Origin of the sequence: Sorangium sp. So ce375 (assembly GCF_051473855.1) — a bacterium.
Taxonomy (GTDB): Bacteria; Myxococcota_A; Polyangia; order Polyangiales; family Polyangiaceae; genus Sorangium.
On sequence record NZ_CP150335.1, the window covers coordinates 10,802,129 to 10,819,507 of the forward strand.

Annotated in this window: 13 protein-coding genes; 2 read left to right on the forward strand and 11 right to left on the reverse strand. The window is 71.6% G+C overall.

The window, feature by feature from the left end:
- The first annotated feature begins 156 nt into the window (after positions 1-156).
- Positions 157-1,761: a protein kinase domain-containing protein gene (locus tag WME90_RS40420; protein WP_437277423.1), complete on the forward strand. Its 1,605-nt coding sequence runs from the start codon at positions 157-159 to the stop codon at positions 1,759-1,761.
- 10 nt (positions 1,762-1,771) lie between these two features.
- On the opposite strand, the gene WME90_RS40425 is transcribed toward WME90_RS40420, so the two are convergent.
- The 11 genes from WME90_RS40425 to WME90_RS40475 all read right to left on the reverse strand — a co-directional run bounded on the left by WME90_RS40425 (position 1,772) and on the right by WME90_RS40475 (position 15,490).
- Positions 1,772-2,872, reverse strand: a complete 1,101-nt coding sequence (locus WME90_RS40425) for an aldo/keto reductase (RefSeq protein WP_437277424.1) — start codon at positions 2,870-2,872, stop codon at positions 1,772-1,774.
- 109 nt (positions 2,873-2,981) lie between these two features.
- Positions 2,982-4,391 carry a DUF1552 domain-containing protein gene (locus tag WME90_RS40430; RefSeq protein ID WP_437277425.1) on the reverse strand — a complete coding sequence of 470 codons (1,410 nt, stop codon included), beginning with the start codon at positions 4,389-4,391 and terminating at the stop codon, positions 2,982-2,984.
- On the reverse strand, positions 4,388-6,091 hold the full coding sequence (locus WME90_RS40435) for a DUF1592 domain-containing protein (protein WP_437277426.1): 1,704 nt from the start codon (positions 6,089-6,091) through the stop codon (positions 4,388-4,390). Before WME90_RS40435 ends, WME90_RS40430 begins: the two co-directional genes overlap by 4 nt.
- 335 nt (positions 6,092-6,426) lie before the next feature.
- Positions 6,427-7,356 carry a BPTI/Kunitz domain-containing protein gene (locus tag WME90_RS40440; protein ID WP_437277427.1) on the reverse strand — a complete coding sequence of 310 codons (930 nt, stop codon included), beginning with the start codon at positions 7,354-7,356 and terminating at the stop codon, positions 6,427-6,429.
- Positions 7,357-7,510: 154 nt separating this feature from the next.
- Entirely contained in the window at positions 7,511-8,287 is a 777-nt protein-coding gene (locus WME90_RS40445; RefSeq protein ID WP_437277428.1) for a hypothetical protein, read from the reverse strand.
- A gap of 63 nt (positions 8,288-8,350) precedes the next feature.
- Complete coding sequence (locus tag WME90_RS40450; protein WP_437277429.1) at positions 8,351-9,232, reverse strand: hypothetical protein; 882 nt, start codon at positions 9,230-9,232, stop codon at positions 8,351-8,353.
- Positions 9,223-9,846 carry an RNA polymerase sigma factor gene (locus tag WME90_RS40455; protein ID WP_437277430.1) on the reverse strand — a complete coding sequence of 208 codons (624 nt, stop codon included), beginning with the start codon at positions 9,844-9,846 and terminating at the stop codon, positions 9,223-9,225. Before WME90_RS40455 ends, WME90_RS40450 begins: the two co-directional genes overlap by 10 nt.
- Positions 9,843-11,054 (reverse strand): hypothetical protein, encoded by a 1,212-nt coding sequence (locus WME90_RS40460; RefSeq protein ID WP_437277431.1) that lies wholly within the window; start codon positions 11,052-11,054, stop codon positions 9,843-9,845. Before WME90_RS40460 ends, WME90_RS40455 begins: the two co-directional genes overlap by 4 nt.
- 3 nt (positions 11,055-11,057) lie before the next feature.
- Positions 11,058-12,746 carry a metallophosphoesterase family protein gene (locus WME90_RS40465; RefSeq protein ID WP_437277432.1) on the reverse strand — a complete coding sequence of 563 codons (1,689 nt, stop codon included), beginning with the start codon at positions 12,744-12,746 and terminating at the stop codon, positions 11,058-11,060.
- 144 nt (positions 12,747-12,890) lie between these two features.
- A complete protein-coding gene (locus WME90_RS40470; RefSeq protein ID WP_437277433.1) occupies positions 12,891-14,102 on the reverse strand; it encodes a c-type cytochrome in 1,212 nt (403 codons plus the stop codon).
- The gene (locus tag WME90_RS40475) at positions 14,099-15,490 is read right to left on the reverse strand and encodes a DUF1501 domain-containing protein (protein WP_437277434.1); all 1,392 of its coding nucleotides are present in this window, start codon (positions 15,488-15,490) and stop codon (positions 14,099-14,101) included. The genes WME90_RS40470 and WME90_RS40475 overlap by 4 nt, the downstream gene beginning before the upstream one ends.
- A 174-nt stretch (positions 15,491-15,664) precedes the next feature.
- Here WME90_RS40475 and WME90_RS40480 point away from each other — a divergent pair, with 174 nt between their 5' ends.
- Positions 15,665-17,365, forward strand: a complete 1,701-nt coding sequence (locus tag WME90_RS40480) for an AAA family ATPase (RefSeq protein WP_437277435.1) — start codon at positions 15,665-15,667, stop codon at positions 17,363-17,365.
- The last annotated feature ends 14 nt before the right edge of the window (positions 17,366-17,379 follow it).

Here is a 17,379-nt window from a genome sequence, read left to right on the forward strand (position 1 = left end):
GCAGCCCGCTCGCGCTCGGCCTTCGTCGCGCCACCGGACCCGTGGCATGATGGGGCGAGATGCCGGCCGCTGTAAGACGCGCGACACGGGGCCCGGCCTCTGCTAGACCCCGGAGGCCCGAACGCAAGGACGCTGGGACGCAGAAGGCTCGAACGCATGCTGTCGCTTGAAGCGGGGAGCGTCGTCGGTGGGAAGTATCGCCTGGAGCGGCCGCTGTCGGGCGGCGCCATGGGCTTCCTCTGGGTGGCCCGGCACCTCCAGCTCGACGTCGAGGTCGCGCTCAAGTTCATGATGCCGCAGCACGCCGACTCCCCCGTCGCGCGCGCGCGGTTCGAGCGGGAGGCGAAGGCGTCGGCCCAGCTCCGGACGCCCAACGTGGTCCACGTCTACGACTACGGCCTCGAGGGCGACACGCCCTACCTCGCGATGGAGCTGCTCGAGGGCGAGGACCTCGCGGCGTACCTCGCGCGCCACGGGCGCCTCACGCCGGAGGAAATGGTCGGCATCGTGAGCCAGGTGTGCAAGGCGCTCCGCCGCGCGCACGAGGTGGGGCTCATCCACCGCGACCTCAAGCCGGCGAACATCTTCCTCGCGCGGCAGGGCGAGGAGATCGTCAAGATCCTCGATTTCGGGGTCGCCAAGGCGACCGGCACCGGGCTGGCCGCGGACGCGACGAAGACAGGCACGCTCATCGGCTCGCCGCACTACATGAGCCCCGAGCAGGTGCGCCGGAGCAAGACGATCGACTTCCGCAGCGATCTCTGGTCGCTCGGGGTGATCATCTTCCAGTGCCTCACGGGCCAGCTGCCCTTCCCCGGCGAGGAGCTCGGCGACGTGCTCGTCGAGATCTGCACGGGCGACATCCCGGTCGCCTCGCAGCTCGCGCCTGCGCTCTGGCCCGAGCTGGATCGTTTCCTGGAACGCGCGCTCAAGCGCGAGCCCGCGGAGCGGTTCCAGAGCGCGAGCGAGCTCGCCCGCGCGTTCGCCGCGGCGGTGCAGCGCACGGCGGTGCCGGACTCGCGCGACTCGCTGGACTCGACCGAAGCGCTGGCCCACGGCGGCGCGCCGGCCCGTGGCAGTTCGCCGGGCTCGGGCGGCGCGCCCGCTCAAGGCAGCGCGCCCGCTCAAGGCAGCGCGCCCGCTCAGGGTGCCGTGCCGGCGCTCGGGGGTGGCACCGTGGCCCTGGAGAACGTGGTGGCCGCCGGCAGCACGCTGGTCGCGGGCGGGACGGTCGTGGCAGACCGCACGCAGGTCCCGGGTGGCATGATGGGCCCGGGCGACACGCTGGCCGTGGGCGGCACGCTGGAGGCCGTGGGCGGCGCTCTGACCCCGCCCGTGGCTCGTCGCGCCCCGCCCCGAGGGTTGCTCGTGGCTGCCAGCGTGCTCATGGTCGGCCTGGGGATCGCCACCGTCATCCTGCTCCGCTCGCCTGCGCCCGAGGTACCCGCCGCGCCCGCGACGGCGTCTCCGTCCGACGCTCCGGTGTCGGCCACGCCGCCATCCGCGCCGCCGTCGCGCGCGGAGGAGTTGCCAGCGCCGCCTCCCCCGGACGCGAGCGCCCTCCCCGCCACATCGGCTTCGTCGGCCCCGACCGGCGCAGCCGACGCCTCGGCAGCCCCTCCGGCCGCCTCCTCAGCGGGCGCTGCGAGGGCCACGAGCAGGCCGACACGTCCGCAGGCGCCTCCCCCGGCCAGGCGGCCCTCTCAGGCTGGGCCCTCCAGCAGGGGCGCTCCCGAGAAGGATCCCACCTTCGGCTTCTGAAGAGCCTGGCTCACAGGGTCGCGGTCGTCAGCCAGTGGGGGTTCTTCGTCGTGCCGTCGAAGCGCTCCGTGGTCTTGAACTGCTCGTGCTCCCCTCTGGCCCCCAGCGCGGCGGTGCGCGCGAGGATCGCGGAGACGCGCTCGCTGCCGAGCGGCTGGAACGTATAAGCCGCCTTGAGCGCCTGCTTGAGGACACCCAGGCTGTCGCAGCCGGTGATGACCACCGACGTCGGCAAGCTCATGGGATAGTGCAGGCAGGCAATCGGTGAGACCACGCCCGTCTTCGCGATCTCCCCGCCGGCGAACGGCTTCATCCCCAGCACCCCGATGCCCTGCTGCGTCAGCGCGGGCAGCACCGCCTTCTCGAAGCTCCGGTAATGCGGATCCAGGACGTTGAGCGGCATCTGCACGGTGTCGAGCGGGACGCCCTGCCGCTCGGCCATCTTCAGCATCGCGAGGTGGATGTCCGGATCCTTGTGCCCCGTGAAGCCGATGAACCTGATCTTGCCGGCCTTCTTCGCGGCCACGAGCGCCTCCATCGCGCCGCCGGGCCCGTAGATCTGCTCGGGATCGCTCATCCGGATGATCTCGTGCATCTGCACGAGATCGATGACGTCGGTCCGCAGCCGGCGCAGGGACTGCTCGAGCTGCGCCTCAGCGGTCGCCCGGGTGCGCCCGTCGAGCTTGGTCATCAAAAAGACCTTGCTGCGGTATCCGTCCTGGAGCGCCTTGCCCATTCGCTCCTCGCTCTTGCCGTCGTTGTAATCCCAGCAGTTGTCGAGGAAGCTGACCCCATGATCGATCGCGAATCGAACGATCCGGATGCTCTCCTGCTCGTCGCTGGGCACCGCGATGTGGTACCCGCCGAGGCCGAGGAGGCTGACATTCACGCCCGTCCGCCCGAGAGGCCTCGTCGGCATCACACCGCCCGCCGGCAGCTCGACGTCCTCTTCCTCTGGCGCCCCGGACGAAGGCCCCTCAGGAGGCTCCGAAGAGCCCTTGCCCGAAGATGTGGCGTTTTGCCGCAGCTGTGCGCTCTCCGCACACGCGCCGAGCGCGATGCTGGCACCCGCGGCGTGGAGGAAGGTCCGCCGAGAAGGTCGCTTCGTCATGACTGGGCAACGCTCCTTTTCAGGACGAAGCCCGAGTGCAGAGGACGTGCCACGCGGGCAGAGGCACGGGTGCGGCGGGCCCGTGCCTCCCGACAGGCGACGAGCCCGCTCAGGCCTTGAGCTCGTCGAACTCGCCGGGCTGGCCGTAAGAGCCGAAGTTGGCGATGGGCCCCCCGCCCTCCTCGGTGCAGCCGACCGCGTTCGCGAGCGTCGTGAGCAGCTTGTTGTGGGGCGCGTCCTTGTCCTGCACCGTATTGGACTGCCGCGTCACCTTGATGTACTGCCCCGTCTTGAAATAGCCGCCGCAGCCCCCCGCGATGATGTACGGCAGGTCGCGGAAATCGTGGCGCTTGCCGTCGGAGAGCTCGTTCATGAACACGACCGCGCTGTTGTCGAGCACCGTGGCCCCGCCCTCCTCGTAGCCCGCGAGCCGGTCGAGCAGATAGGCATACTCGCCCATGAACCAGCGATCGATGTTGAAGAGCATCTCCTCGTAGCCGTCCACAACGCTCCCGGTGTCGTCGTCCCTCGTGTTTCCGTGGGAGAGCTTGTGGTGATTGTACTCGTGGGCCATCCCATCCCACTTGAAGATGGGCCCCGCCGCGCCCGAGCCCCATTGCAGCGTCGCCGACCGCGTCGCGCCGGTCGCGATCGCCAGCGCGAGGATGTCCATCTGCATCCGACCGACCTTCTTGAACTCGGCGTCGAACGCCACGGTGTCGGGGTCGATCCCCTCGATCTCCGCCGCTCGCTCCGGCGAGAGCTCGCGCGGGATGATCCCCGAGCCGCCCATGCCCACCTCGAGGTCGCGCACCGTCTGGAAGTGCTTGTCGAGCTTCTCGCGATCGGCCTTGCTGAGCTTCTTCTTGAGCAGGGCCTCATACTCGACCGAGACCAGGTCGAGCACGCTCTCGCGGCGCTTCGTGAGCCGCACGAGCGCCTCCTCTTCGATGTCCGTCCCGCCGATCAGGTCCCGGTACGCGAGCCACGGGTTGTTCTCGCCGCTGACGGGCGCCTCGCTGGCTGTGTACGAGATGTGCCCGCGCACGTTCGGCGTCTTCGCGCCGACCATCAGCGTGAGCGCGGGCGTGCCCTGCGGGTTGAGCTTGTTCGCGATGAGCTGGTCGAGCGAGATCCCCGCCGCGTACTGGCTGCCCGCGACGAGCGGCTGCGCCGTGAGCTTGCAGCCCATCCCCTTCGCGTGATCGTCGCCCGCGCTCGGGTCGAACCCGTAGCCGCGCGGCGCCATGTGGATGCCCCGCGGGATCAAGAGCTTGTCCCGGTACGCGGCGAGCGGCGCTATCGCGCGATCCGACCCGAACGAGGCGGCCGTCAGCGCGCCGTACTGCGTGCTCGGGAAGAACCGGGCCATGTTCACGCCGTTGCACATGAAGAACGCGATGAACCGGCGCGGCGCGCTCGCCGGATCGGCCTTGGCGTCGCGCGGGCGCAGCGACTCGAGGAGCGGGAGGCCGAGCATCACCCCGCACGCGCCCCGCAGGAACGTTCTGCGATTCATTGGTCCACCTCTTCCACGGCCCGAAACCTGAACGTCTTCGTCTGCGTGAGCGCGACGAGAAGCTCCTTGATGTTGTACCCGGACGCGCCGAGCTTCGCGTCGAGATCGGCGATCGTGCACGCGTCCTCGCGCGAGAGCTGGCGGGCATTGCCGTAGCGGTACCAGTTCGTCAGATAACACCGCTGCGCCACGGGGCTCTCCGCGAGCTGCGTCGCGAGGTCCACGGCGCCGTCGAAGCGGATCTCGGCGTCCCCGACGGCGATCGTGCCGGTCGCGTCGATGGGCTCGCCGTCCTCGTCGGCGCGGTAGCGCCCGACCGCGTCGAAGTGCTCCAGCGCGAAGCCCGGCGGGTTGATCACGCCGTGGCACTTGTTGCACGCATCCGGCGACGTGTGCGCCTCCACCTGGTCGCGCGTCGTCTTGATCTCGCCCTGGAGGGGCGGCAGCGTTGTGTTGATGTTCGCCGGCGGGTCCGGGAGGTCGGTGCAGAGGATCTGGCGCTGGATGAACACGCCGCGGTGGATCGGCGAGCTCTTGTTGAAGAACGCGTGCGAGCTCAGGAAGCCGGCCTGCGTGAGGAGCCCCGCCCGCTCCGCCGGGTCGAGCGGCGTCTCCACGAGCTCGCTCGTGAACGGCCCCTCCACGCCGTAGATCGGGGCGAGCTTGTCGTTCACGAAGCCGACGGGCGCCGTCATCAGCGTCCTGAAATCGCCCTCCATCTCGAGGACGACGTGCCGGATGAACTGCCTCGTCTCGGCCATCATGGCCGAGGACACGCTGGCGTCGAAGTCCTCGTAGAGCGCCGGATCCTTCGAGAGATCCGCATAACGGCTCATGTGGAGCCACTGGTCGTGGAAGTCGTCCAGGGCGCTCACGGCCTTGGGGTCGGCGACCATGCGCCGCGCCTCGACCTCGATGCCCTCGGGCGTGCCCAGCGCGCCGCCCTCCGCCGCGTCGAGGAGCGCGCCGTCGGGCACGCTGTTCCAGAGCAGGTACGAGAGCCTCGTCGCGACCTCGTAGCCGTCGAGCGGGATGATCCCCTCGCCGTCGAGCTCCTCGCTGAGCTCGATGCGGTAGAGGAAGTACGGCGACTGGAGCATCGCCTCGATGACGTGGCGCACGCCCTGCTCGAACGGCGTGCCCGCGTCGAAGAGGCCATTGCCGCGAGCGTAGGCGGCGGCGTACGCCTCCTCCTGCTCCGCCGAGAGCGGCCTCCGGTAGACGCGCTTGCCGAGCTCCCGGATGAGCTGCCGGGCGCACGCCGCGCCGTCGCCCTCCGGCGCACACGGCAGGATCTTGCCGAGCACGGCCTGGTCGACGACCACGTCGGCCGCGATGGTCTCCGCGGCGCGGCGGTAATCGCGGGCGAGGCGGTCGGAGACGAGGAGCCCCTTGGCGTTGTTGTCGAACCCCTCGAACGCCGGGTCCGCGAGGAACGCCGCCGCGGCCTTCATGTCCTTGCCGAAGAGGTCCCGGATGGTGTTGTCGTACTGCGCGTGCGTCAGCCGCGTCAGGCGCGGGGTCGGGCCAGGCGCGGTGACGCCGGGCGCGCACTGCGCGCTGGGGTCGGGGCCGGGACCGGGACCGGGACCGGGACCGTCGACCGGATCCGACCCGCCATCACCTGACGTTCCCGAGCACGCGGCCGCGCTGAAGAGCGCGATGGCCGCGAGCAGCATCCTCGGGGTGCTTCGATTCACGGGCAGCTCCCTTCGTGAAGGAGGTCGAAGAAAGAAGAGTCTACGAGCGCTCCATCGAAGAGGCTATCGGTGCCACGCGCCCAGCGTCAATGCGAGGCGGCGGTGGAGCGGTTGGTTTCGGTCGGTTTCGGTCGGTTCGTCGGTTCCGGTCGGTTCCGGTCGGTTCCGTCCTTTGCGCCCAATGCGCCGGATCTCGTCACCGGAATCGGCGCAGCGCGGCGATGATGCGCCGAGCCCGGGGAGGCGCCCGGGTGGGCGCAGGAAAGTGCCTTGTCCACGATTCAGGAGACAGCGCCTGACCGCGCACGCCGGGAGCGCTGGTCGTTCCTGTTCGTTCAAGGCGTCGCGGGCATCTGAGGCTGACACCTGCCCGAGGAGCAGACCGCCGTCATCCCGGCCGGGTACACGGGCGCGCACGGAGGGCACGCGGCGCCGAAGTTGCCGGGACAGACCATGCCTTGGAGATCCGCGCTCTTGTTGAGGGCGACGATGCCTCTCCCGTCGCACCCCTCGCAGCAGTCGATGCCGTCGCGCAGGACGCAGTCCGACGCGATCGCGCATTCTGTCAGCGGCGACTCGCGCACGTCGACGACGACGCAGCGCCCGGCCTCGCACGTCGCGGTGAAGTACTGAGAGGTGCGCTTAGATTCTTCGACATCCGGGCACGGCCCGCACGCCACCCCCTCGCACTCGGTCACCCTTTGGTAGTCGCGTACGTTCGCCCGGTTGAGCGCGACGAACGCGCGGGCATCGACGGGATCGCAGGCGCCGCAGCAGCCCGGCGATGCGAGGATGCAATCGCCCAGCGTATCGCATGCGTCCATGTCAGGGACGCCGCCCTGACAGGCCTCCTGGCACTCCTCGAGCGACTCGAAGCGATTCTCGTTGCCCTCGCAGCCGCCATAAGTGAAAGGGACGCACACGCCTGTTCGCGGATCGTGCCAGTAGCGGGGGATCGCGCCATCGCAGGGCCCGATATCCTGCGGGAGCGCGCATCGGGCAGGCAATCCCCCACCGGCGCCTCCCGCTCCGGCAATCCCCGCGCCTCCGGTCCCCGCACCGCTGGTCCCCGCGCCGCCGGTCCCCGTGCCCGAGCCGGAGCCGCCCGTGCCCGCGACCGAGCCGGAGCCGCCCGTGCCCGCGACCGAGCCGGCGCCGGCCGGATCCCCGCCGCCCGTACCTGTGTGGTTCACCGTCCCGGAGCAGCCCCCGGCGAGAAGAAGGGAGGTAAGCAAGCCAAGACCCAGGGATAAGCGCCGAGGCATGCCGGGGGAACTGCAACAGGCATGCCCCGGGCGTCCGGTCGGTTCGCCCGCGGATCGCAGCCCGAATCCAGCGGGCGCTGGGCCGCGGTGTGCCAGGCGGCGCGGCACACCATGACGGCGTCGTCGAGGGGACCGGTCCCTGAGCCGATCGCCGTCAGGGGTCGCGCGTCAGCCGGACGTTGTAAAAAATGGCGCTCTCGATCGCCATGCTGCCGTTCGCCTCCTGTTGATCGAATTCAAGATCGAAGTCGACCCGTTCCTCCGCGAGCTCCGCGTCCACTGTGCACCCGGACTCGCCACAATGGCAAACCTCCTTTATGCAAAGATCGATATAGGCACAGTCGACGGGCTGTTCGGCCAGGAAGCAGCCGTCACTGCCTTGCAAGTAGCCCTGTTCAGACTCGCAGAAATAGGTGCGCTCTCGGCCGCCCGGGGTGACCACAAGGCGCGGCGTCTGGAGCTCGCACCAGCCCTTCCAGAGCTCTGTGGGTGCGATCGAGAAGCGCAGCCGGCTCTCGCTGAGCTGCGCGCCCAGTAGCGTAAAATCGAAGCCCTCGTAGGGCAGGCCGAGCGCGTAACCAACCTCTATCCCGGGGTTCGGGGGATAACCCACGTCCGGATCCGTGGGCGGGGGCATCGATGGCCCCGCCCCGAAGCGCACCGTCCCCTGGATCGCCGACCCCTCCACCGTATCGATGTCGAGCTGCACCGCGTCCGATCCCGAGCGGAACTCGAAGTTCTCGACGTATCCCTCCCAGTGCGCGACGAGCAGCGCGGCCGCGTCGGATCCCTCGCCGCCAGAGCTGGCCTCACCGCCGCCCGAGGTGGCCTCATCGCCGCCGATGGGCAGGTCCTGCGACTGACAGGCGGTGTTCCCTATCGAGGCAGCCGTGAAGAGCAGCGCGAGCGCGACGCGAGTCGAACGATTCATGGGGTTCCTCCTGTCTCTTGCGGTCCATCGGTACATGGCCGGAGCGAGGAACATCCGTCTCTGTCAGTCGAGATTTTCTCGGAACGCGCACGAGGCGCGGACGCGGCCCGCGTGCACCGAGCCCGGCGCGTCGCCGAGGAGCCGCTCGGCCTCCGCGCGCGCCTCCCGCGCCCGCCCTGCAGCGCAGAGGGCGAGCACGCGCGCAGCCATGCGCTCCTCGCGGAGCTGACCCTCGGGAAACCGGGCGCCGAGGGCGTCGAGGCGATCGAGCGCGGCCGACGGATCGCCGCCCCGCACGGCGTCCTGCGCCTCGCGCAGCAAGGCCATCTCCGCGGCGAGCGTGCTCGGCCTCGCCGGCTGTCCGCCGCGCGGGCGCGCCGGCTCGCGTTCGCCGCCGCCTGCCGAGGGCGCTCGCGCGGCGTCCTCCGCGCCCGGGTCCAGCGGCCGCGGCGGCGCCGGCGCGACCGCGCGGGCGGCGCGCGGGCTCGCGGGCGCCGTCTCCGGCGCCGGCGCGGCGACGGGAGCCACCACGAGCGGCGTCGCCACGGGCGGAGCCGCCACGGGCGGAGCCGCCGCGGGCGGCGTCGCCGCGGTCGCGCTCGCCGGCGGCGCGACGCCGGCCGGCGGAGGGGCGTCGACGGTCGCCCTGCCGGTGAGGAAGCCGCCGGCGAAGGCGACGGCGCCGATCAGCGCGCCCGCCGCGATCAGCTTGCCCGAGAGCACACCGCCGGCCGCCTTGCCCGCGAGGACGCCGCCGCCTGCGCCGCTGCCCGCGAACGGCGGCGGGGGCGAGGTGGGCGCCTCTCCGGACGGCGCCGGCGGGGCGGCGGCCAGCTTCGCCGCGAGCGCCGTGCGGAGCCGCGCCTTGTCGGACGGCGCGAGCCCGTCCGCTCGGGCCGCCCTCAGGAGCGCGCGCGCCCTCTCGCCCGGATCGCTCATGGCCATCCGCCCCCGCTCCTCGCCAGCGCCAGCTCGAACTCGCGGCGCGCTGCGCGCAGCCGCGAGTAGACCGTGTTCAGCTTCACGTCGAGCGCCGCGGCGATCTCCGGCGCGCTCAGCTCCTCGATCTCCGCCATCACGAGCACCGCACGCTTCTCATCGTCGAGCTCCGCGAGGAGCGCGTCGACGAGCTTCAGCGCCTCGACCTGCTCGAGCCGCTCCGCCGGCCCCGGCGCGCGGTCCGCCACGCCCCCCGGCAGCTCCTCGAGCCCTCCCTTGCGCCGGACGAGGCGGCGGTGATCGTGCGCCACCCGGCAGAGGATCGCGAACAGCCACGCCTTCACGCTCGACCGCGGCTCGAACTCGACGAGCCGCCGGTGGACCACGACGAAGACATCCTGGAAGGCGTCGTCCAGGCTCGCCTCGCGGACACCGAGCCGGCGCAGGTTTCGCCAGACGAAGTCGGCGTGCTCTTCGTAGACCGCGTCGAAGTCGAGGGCGACGGGCGCACCAGGGACGCCGAAGTGCGGATCGAACACGGACCCCGCGAAGGGGAGCGCCGACGCGGGGGACGTCCTCGTCACGCGCAGTACATGGCCGGCGCTGTCCGGATCCGTCACGGAAATCGCACCTCGACCCCCAGCGAGGCGCGGAGCGTGGCGGCGGCGCTCCGGTGGACCGCGCCGATGCCGACGAGCACGAAGCGGTCGCGCATCACCGGGAACGGCACGTCGATCGCGAGCGGGACGCGGAGTCGGTCCGAGAGGGCGAGGGTCGCGAGCGCTCCGGGGTGCGGCGCGACCCAGAGCGCCCGGTTCGAGCCGGGCGACGCCGCGCCGAAGCTGGCCGCGCTCATGACGCCGACCTCGATGCCGGCGCAGGGTCCGAGCTCGATCGAGCGATAACGCATTGCGTAACAAAGGCGCAGTCCGCCGGTGGTGAGGTGGATGTCGCCGCCCATCGTCGTCCGCGCGACGAACGCTTGCTGCGCGCCGAAGTAGGTGCCGGAGAGCTCGGCGCGGACGGCTCCGATCAGCACGCCCGCGGAGAGGCTGGCGCCCGGGGCGACCGCCGGGAGCGAGGCGGTGTCGAGGACGCCGGATGCCCTGAGCGTGCCGCGCACCTCGAGGGGGCGCGACGGGCGCTGCGCCGGGGCCGCGGGGGCGCCCGGCGGGGTCGAGGCCGCGGGCGCCGCCTCGGCGGCGTTGGGCGGGTCCGGATCCGCGCCGGCGTCCGGCTCCGCGCCGGCGTCCGGCTCCGCGCCGGCGCCCGCATCCGCACCGACGCCCGGATCCGCGCCAGCGTCCGGATCCGCGCCCACGATCGCGCCTGGCCCCGCGCCGGCGTCCGGCTCTGCCTCCGGGGTGCCGCGGTCGGCTGCGTCGGGATCGATGGCGAGCGCGATGATCAGCGCCGCCGCATCCGCGAGCTCGGCGCAGGTCTCGCCGTGGAGCTCGCGCGCCCGTGTCGTCTCGCCGAGCGTCGTCGTGAGGCGCAGGTCCCACGCTCCGCGCTCGTTCCGGGATACCACCGCGCGCGCCTTCAGCGGCGGCTCGCCGTTCGCCTCGGACGGCCGTCCGAGACGCGGCTCGATCTCGGCCAGCACGCGCCTTCGATCCGCACATTCCCTGGGCGCGATCCAGTCGAGCTCGACACCGCTCGCCCTCGCCGCGCCCGCCGCGGTGTCGGCGCGGGCATCACCCGCCACCGCGGCGAGCGCGGCGAACGCGAGCGCGCCGAGCGCGGGCGCAGGCGCAGGCGCGGAGAGGACGAGCAAATCGGCCGCAGCGAGGAGCTCCCGCCTGCGGGGGTCGAGCGGGCCCATCACGCCCTACGGATCGAGCGGCGGCAGCTGCTCACGGAAGAACGCGTTGTACTTGGGGTCGTTGTACCGCTCGTACTCGATCGCGAACGGGGTCAACTGGCTGACTCCACCCTTGTACCGGATGGTGAGGGCCATCGGCGTGACCTCGCGGTAGTTGCTGGCCTCCGGAAGGTCGTCGTTGGTCTTCCCGCCCGCGGAGAACAGCGTGAGGAGCACGCCGTCGGGATCGTCGTACACGACGCGGAAGCCCTCCGGGATGCGCTCGTGGCCGCGGATCAGCGTGGTGCAGCCGAGCTTCTGCATGAAGCTCTTGAACTGACGCTTGCCGAAGGGAAAGCGAGCCGTGGACTTCTGGAGCTCCGCGGGGATCGCGTCGACCTCGCTGGGGTCGCTCCACAGCATCTGGAACCGGATCTCGGGGTCGTTGAGCGAGGACACCGACGTCCACCGGGCGGCGATCGTCTCGTCGCGGGGGATCCCCGCGTGGACGAAGAGGATCCGGTCGAAGACCAGCATGTTGGGGAGCGCCTCGAAGAGGCGCATGTAGGCGGCGAACACCTCGTTCGGCGCGATGGCCGCGAGCGAGCTCATCGCCTCCGACGGCCGCACCGGCGCGAGCACGCGGCCGTTCAGCTCGACGTAGTACTCGTGATTGCCGCGCAGCACGAAGACGTTGTCGGGCGCGGCGAGGAAGAGCTGCATCACCGTGCGCAGGACGCCGTTGTAGCTGAACCTGCCGCGATCGATGTAATCGCCCAGGAACACCAGCATCATCCGCGGGTTGTGCGCGGGGTCGTCGCGGTGGGCCTGCACCTTGGCGAAGAAGTCGGCCTGCATCAGCGCCCCCTTGAGGCACGAGTAGCAGCCGTGCAGATCGCCGATGACCAGGAGCTCGATTTCCTCGGCGGGATCGGGCGAGGCCACGTAGACGTGGCCGTCGAGGAAGGGCGCCTGCCCGGCGAAGCTCGCGAGATCCGCGGCGCCGTCGAGCCGCCCCGCGCCGCGCGCGCGCTGCTCCTCGAGCTTCGCCTCGAACCTGCGCATCAGGTCCATGTCGACCTTGGCCTGCTCCGCGAACGTGGCCGCGTCGCTGGCGTAGTCCCACTCGAACGCCTTGAAGAACGGGTGATCGACCTCGCGCGCCTGCTTGCGCGTGGCCGGATCGATCACGACCGCGCCCTGCTCGATCGTCTCGATGTCCACGTCGTCGATCTCGATCGGGGACGCCGACAGGAGCGACGAGAGCTCGTCGCGGAACCGCTGCTCGTTCGGGTGGACGACGCCGTCGGCGAGCATGAGCTCGTCGACGGTCGCGAGCAGCGCCTTCCGGTTGTCGTCGTCGAAGCCGTCGAGGAGCTCGAAGCAGCGGAGCTTGACCTTGGCGAGGACGAAGTCCTTCGGGTCCTCTCCCTCGGCGACGCTCTCGGTGAAATGGCTCTGGATCTGGTGGTCGATCTCGGAGAACACCTCGTGGAAGTGGCTGGTCCACCGGGCGACGACGTCCTGGTTCTCCTGGGCCTCGCCGCCGAGGGCGTCGCTCGCGCGCTGCCGAACGAGCTCGTGGATGTAGCCGCGGATGAAGGATTTCTCGGTCGGATCGAGCTCGCCGTCGATGTACCCGAACCCCGTGAGGTAGTAGATGATGGCGTGCATCTGCTGCTCTGCGACGCGCGGATCCGGGCTGAACGACATCATCAGGCAGCTCTCCTCTTCGCGATGGTGCCCCAGGGTAGCGCAAGACGGGCGCGCCGCGGCGGCGAGCGCGCCTGTGCGGCCGCGCGCGAGCGTGCCTCACGGCCGCGCGCGAGCGCGCCTCACGGCCGCGGCGGCGAGCGCGCCTCACGGCCGCGCGGGCCGCCCTGTGCGCCGGACGAAGGCGCGGATCCGCGCGCGGTCGGCCTCGGACAGCGCGTGCCCTGGGGGCGGCATATTCCGCTCGTCCACGACCCGGCGCGCGATGGCCTCGCGGAGCGAAGCCCACGCCACGGGCGTGGAGAGGTCGACGCCGCCCTCGCCGCGCGGGAGGTGGCAGCGCGCGCACGCGCGGGCGAACACGGGCGCGATCTCGCCCCAGGCGGGCCCGTCGCCGTCCTCCGCGGCGAAGCGCCGGAGGGCGCCCGACGCGAGCAGCCACACATCGCCGCTCGACGAGCCGATGAGCCTACCGCCCTGCGGGAGGCGCGCGCCGCGGGTCTCCCGCGCGCCTGCCTGATCGAGCACGCCGAGCTCGTCGCCGTCGGCGAACCACGCGCGGTCGCCGGAGACGGCGAGCCCGTGGAGCGCGGCGCGCGCCCGGAATCGCAGGCGCAGGACGCCGGCGCCGTCCTCCGCGTAGAGCGCCGAGGGCGTCGCCGCGAGCAGCGCGCCGGCGCCGGTCAGCGCGAGGAGCGGCGCCGCGCCGTCGGCCGGGAGCGGGTACGATCGCAGCGCCCTCGCGGCGACGTCGAAGGCGCCGAGCGCGTCGCCTCCGGCAGCGAAGGCGACGCGCCCGACCCCCGCCGCGAACGTCGCGAGCGGGCCCGTCGCGTAGCGCGTGACGGTCTCCCCGTCCGCCACCGCGATCTCGCCGTCCAGCGCGAAGGCGGCGCCGCCCTCGCCGAGGCCGATCGCGGACCGCACCGCGGCGCGCTCCAGGCCGTAGCGATCGGAGACGATCTCGAACGTCCCCTGCCCCGGCAGCCGGAGCAGCCGGCCCTCGGCGTCGACGCCGACGATCCACGTGCCGTAGCCGTCGGGCGCGGGCAGGGCCGCGGCGCTCACCCAGCGGTGGGGCGCGCGCTCGACCCTGGCGAGGGCGCCGTTCACGAAGACGGCGGCGGCGCCGTCGTGGAACACCACGACGCGTCGCCCGTCGTCGGCGACCGCCCGCACCGGCCCGAGCTCCCCCGGGGATGGCCACGCGACCTGGCGCACGACGAGCGGCGGGAGAGGCGCCGCGGCCTGCGCCGCGCAGCCGGCGAGCGCGAGCGCGAGCGCGGACGACGACAGCGCGAGCGTGGACGACGACAGCGCGAGCGCGGCGGCAGACGCCGCTCGGCGGAGGAGCGTCACGGCGACCGGAGCAGCTCCGGCACCACCTCGCCGTCGCGCAGGTGCTCGCGCGGGGGGATGCCGAAGGCGAACAGGAAGGTGGCGAGCAGGTCCGGCGGGGCGATCGGCCGCGGCCCGCCCTGGAACGTCTTCGCCGGGGCGGGAAGGAGCTGCTCCGGGTCGGTCTTGCCGAACGCGAAGCTCCCGCGGAAGCGGGGGGAGATCACCATCGCGGAGTTGTTGGGGTAGTGGTCGCGGCCCATCGCCGTGTTGAGCTGGGGCGTGCGGCAGAAGTCGCTCGTCACGAGGAGGTGGGTGTGATCCGAGAGCTTCTTGCCGGCCCGGGTCGGGTGCGGGGTCTTGTCGAGCGAGCGGAGGAGGGCGGCGATCAGGTCGAAGAGCTCCTGCTGGGTGGCCGCGTGCTGGCGGTAGTTGCTCGTGTGCGTGTCGAAGCCGCTGCTCGTGAAGCTCACGCAGCGGACCACGTTCCGCCGCATGGCCTCGATCGCGAACGCGGCGTTGACGGCCGCTTGCCTGGCGAAGCGGGCTGAGTGGTTGAACTCCGGGTGGGCCTGGATGAGCTTGCCCCTGGAGAACACCTCCTCGAGGCCGGAGCTCAGCATCTTGCCCAGCCCTTCCGCCTGGATGGCGAAGCCGCGCAGGGCGTCGGTGTGGCTGGATCGCGCGGCGAGGGACATGGCCTCCTCGGAGAGGAGCGCGGTCACCGCGGCGCGGTCCTCGTCGGTGTCGTAGTGCCGCGCGCGGGCGAGGGAGCGGCTGAGGGTGCCGATCTCCGCGACCATGAGCGGGACGGCGCGCCGATCGAGACGGTCGCCGACGAACGCCGACGGGAACTGGACCGAGACGACGGGGAAGGTCTGGCCCGCGCCGAGCTCGCTCCCGCAGATCGCGTCGACGCTGGAAGCCACGGTGCGGCCGCCGACGAGGTGCCGTCCCGTGGTCGAGAAGGCCGTGCCGTCGGGGTGGCTCACGGTGTTCATCGCGAGGCCGTTGATGATGCACAGCCGGTCGTGCATGTCCGCGAGGCCGCCGATGCCGGGGCCGAACGCGAGGCTCGATCCCTTCGGCGTCACCGGCGCGAAGCTCTTCGCGCCGCCGGCCGCGGGCGCGTCGACCCACAGGCGGAGCGCCGCGGTCTCGGTGTTGTCGGTCGTCGCGGGGCTCACGAGGCCCTTGGCCTCGTTCCGAGGATCGGCCCACAGCGTCACGTCCCAGCCGCCGGACGCGTGGAGGAAGAGGAAGAACTCGTCCTCCGCGGCCTTGCCCTGCGCGGCGATCGCGCGCGCCGGCAGGCCGAGCACGCCGGAGAGCGCCGCGCCCGCGGCGGCCTCGAGCAGCGCGCGGCGCGGGAGGGCGAGGCGGCGGGAGCGGGGGTCATGACAAGGCATCGGGCGTGCTCCTCAGGATACCCACCGGGTCCGCGCGCGCTCGCACGATATCGCCCGCCCAACGAGCTCGTGCGCGTCGCCTTTGACGGCCTCTGGATGGCGGCCGGCGCTGCCCGCTTGCTACCGAGCTCGCCCTTCTCCATGCTCCTGGTGCCCCGCCCGTCGAGCGCCTCCATGATTCAGCACGTCCCTCTCGGCGTCTCCGATTTCCGCGACCTGCGCGAGCGCGGGCTCGTCTACGTCGACAAATCGCACTTCATTCAGGAGCTCCTCGACCGTCCGGGGCTCGTGGGGCTGCTGCTCCCGCGGCCGCGGCGCTTCGGCAAGACGCTGAACCTGTCGATGCTCCGGTATTTCTTCGAGAAGCGAGGCGAGGACCTCTCGCACCTGTTCGAGGATCTCTCCATCTGGCGCGCGGGCGAAGCGTACCGGGCGCACTTCCAGCGCTATCCGGTCGTGTTCATGACCTTCCGGGACGTCAAAGCGCCGGCCTTCGAGGCGTGCTGGAAGGCCATCCAGAAGAAGATCGAGGCGCTGTTCGACGAGCACCGGGCGCTGCTCGACGGGGGCGCCCTTAGCGAGCGGGAGGCGCGCGACTACCGCGCCATCCTCGACGGCACCGCGGATGAGGTGATCTATCAGCGCGCGCTCTTCGATCTCTCCGCATACTTGCACCGCGCCTCCGGCGAGAAGGTCGTCATCCTGATCGACGAGTACGACGAGCCGATCCACGCCGGGTTCGTCGGGGGCTACGCCCGCGAGGTCCTCGACTTCGTCCGCACCTTCCTGACCGGCGGGATCAAGGACAATCCGCACCTGTCCAGGGCCGTTCTCACAGGCGTCCTGCGGATCGCGAGGGAGAGCATCTTCTCGGGCCTCAACAACATCGGTGTCTATTCGCTCCTCCGGACCGAGTTCTCCACCTGCTTCGGCTTCACCGAGCCCGAGGTGATCGCGCTCCTCAAGGACGGGGGCGCGCTCGACAGGCTCGAGAGCGTCCGCAGGGCCTACAATGGCTACGTCTTCGGCGAGACCGTCATTTACAATCCCTGGTCCGTGCTGAGCTTCCTGGCCAGCGACGACAGGCGCACCCGCAGCTACTGGGTGTCGACCAGCGCGAACGAGCTCATCAGGGATCTGCTGGTGCACCACGCGCTCGACGTCGAGGACGACATCGCGGTCTTGCTCGAGGGGGGCGCGATCGAGCAGCGGCTCGACGAGAACGTGGCCTTCGACCAGCTGCCGGGCAGCCCGCGAGCGCTCTTTGCCCTGCTCGTGTTCTCCGGGTACCTGCGCGCCGAGGCGGTCGAGGCGGGGACGACCCACGTGCCGGCGTATCGATTGTCGATCCCGAACGACGAGGTGCGCGAGGTCTATATCAGCACCTTCCGCGACTGGCTGGAGGAGCGGCTCTCCGGGCGGGGCGCGAGCTCACGGCGGCTGGTGCGGGCGCTGCTGAGCGGCGATGTGGCCACCTTCGAGGAGCAGCTCCGGGCGTTCGTCGTGAACGTCCTCTCGTACCACGAGGCGCGCCGCCTCGGCCCGGAGGAGGTCTATCACGGGTTCGTCGCGGGCCTGCTCGCCACGCTGGAGCCGGACTACGAAGTGCGGTCGAACCGCGAGTCCGGCGAAGGGAGGCCCGATGTGCTGGTGCGGCCCCGACAGCCGGGCAAGCCCGGCGTCGTGCTGGAGATGAAGGTGGCGCGGGGCGGCCAGACGCTGGAGCAAGCGCTGGAAGAGGGGTTATCGCAGATCAGCCGCAGGGACTACACGGCCGAGCTCCGCGCCGCTGGCGCGTCTCCGGTGCACGCGCTCGCGGTGGCGTTCAGCGGCAAGCAGGTGGCGGTGCGCGCAGCGGAGGGGAGCAGCCGGTGATCGTCGGAGCTGGG

Bases quoted from the DNA above. Each gene is read 5' to 3' on its own strand.
- WME90_RS40420 (WP_437277423.1), top strand. From the start codon at position 157: ATGCTGTCGCTTGAAGCGGGGAGCGTCGTCGGTGGGAAGTATCGCCTG.
- WME90_RS40425 (WP_437277424.1), bottom strand. From the start codon at position 2,872: ATGACGAAGCGACCTTCTCGGCGGACCTTCCTCCACGCCGCGGGTGCC.
- WME90_RS40430 (WP_437277425.1), bottom strand. From the start codon at position 4,391: ATGAATCGCAGAACGTTCCTGCGGGGCGCGTGCGGGGTGATGCTCGGC.
- WME90_RS40440 (WP_437277427.1), bottom strand. From the start codon at position 7,356: ATGCCTCGGCGCTTATCCCTGGGTCTTGGCTTGCTTACCTCCCTTCTT.
- WME90_RS40445 (WP_437277428.1), bottom strand. From the start codon at position 8,287: ATGAATCGTTCGACTCGCGTCGCGCTCGCGCTGCTCTTCACGGCTGCC.
- WME90_RS40450 (WP_437277429.1), bottom strand. From the start codon at position 9,232: ATGGCCATGAGCGATCCGGGCGAGAGGGCGCGCGCGCTCCTGAGGGCG.
- WME90_RS40465 (WP_437277432.1), bottom strand. From the start codon at position 12,746: ATGATGTCGTTCAGCCCGGATCCGCGCGTCGCAGAGCAGCAGATGCAC.
- WME90_RS40475 (WP_437277434.1), bottom strand. From the start codon at position 15,490: ATGCCTTGTCATGACCCCCGCTCCCGCCGCCTCGCCCTCCCGCGCCGC.
- WME90_RS40480 (WP_437277435.1), top strand. From the start codon at position 15,665: ATGATTCAGCACGTCCCTCTCGGCGTCTCCGATTTCCGCGACCTGCGC.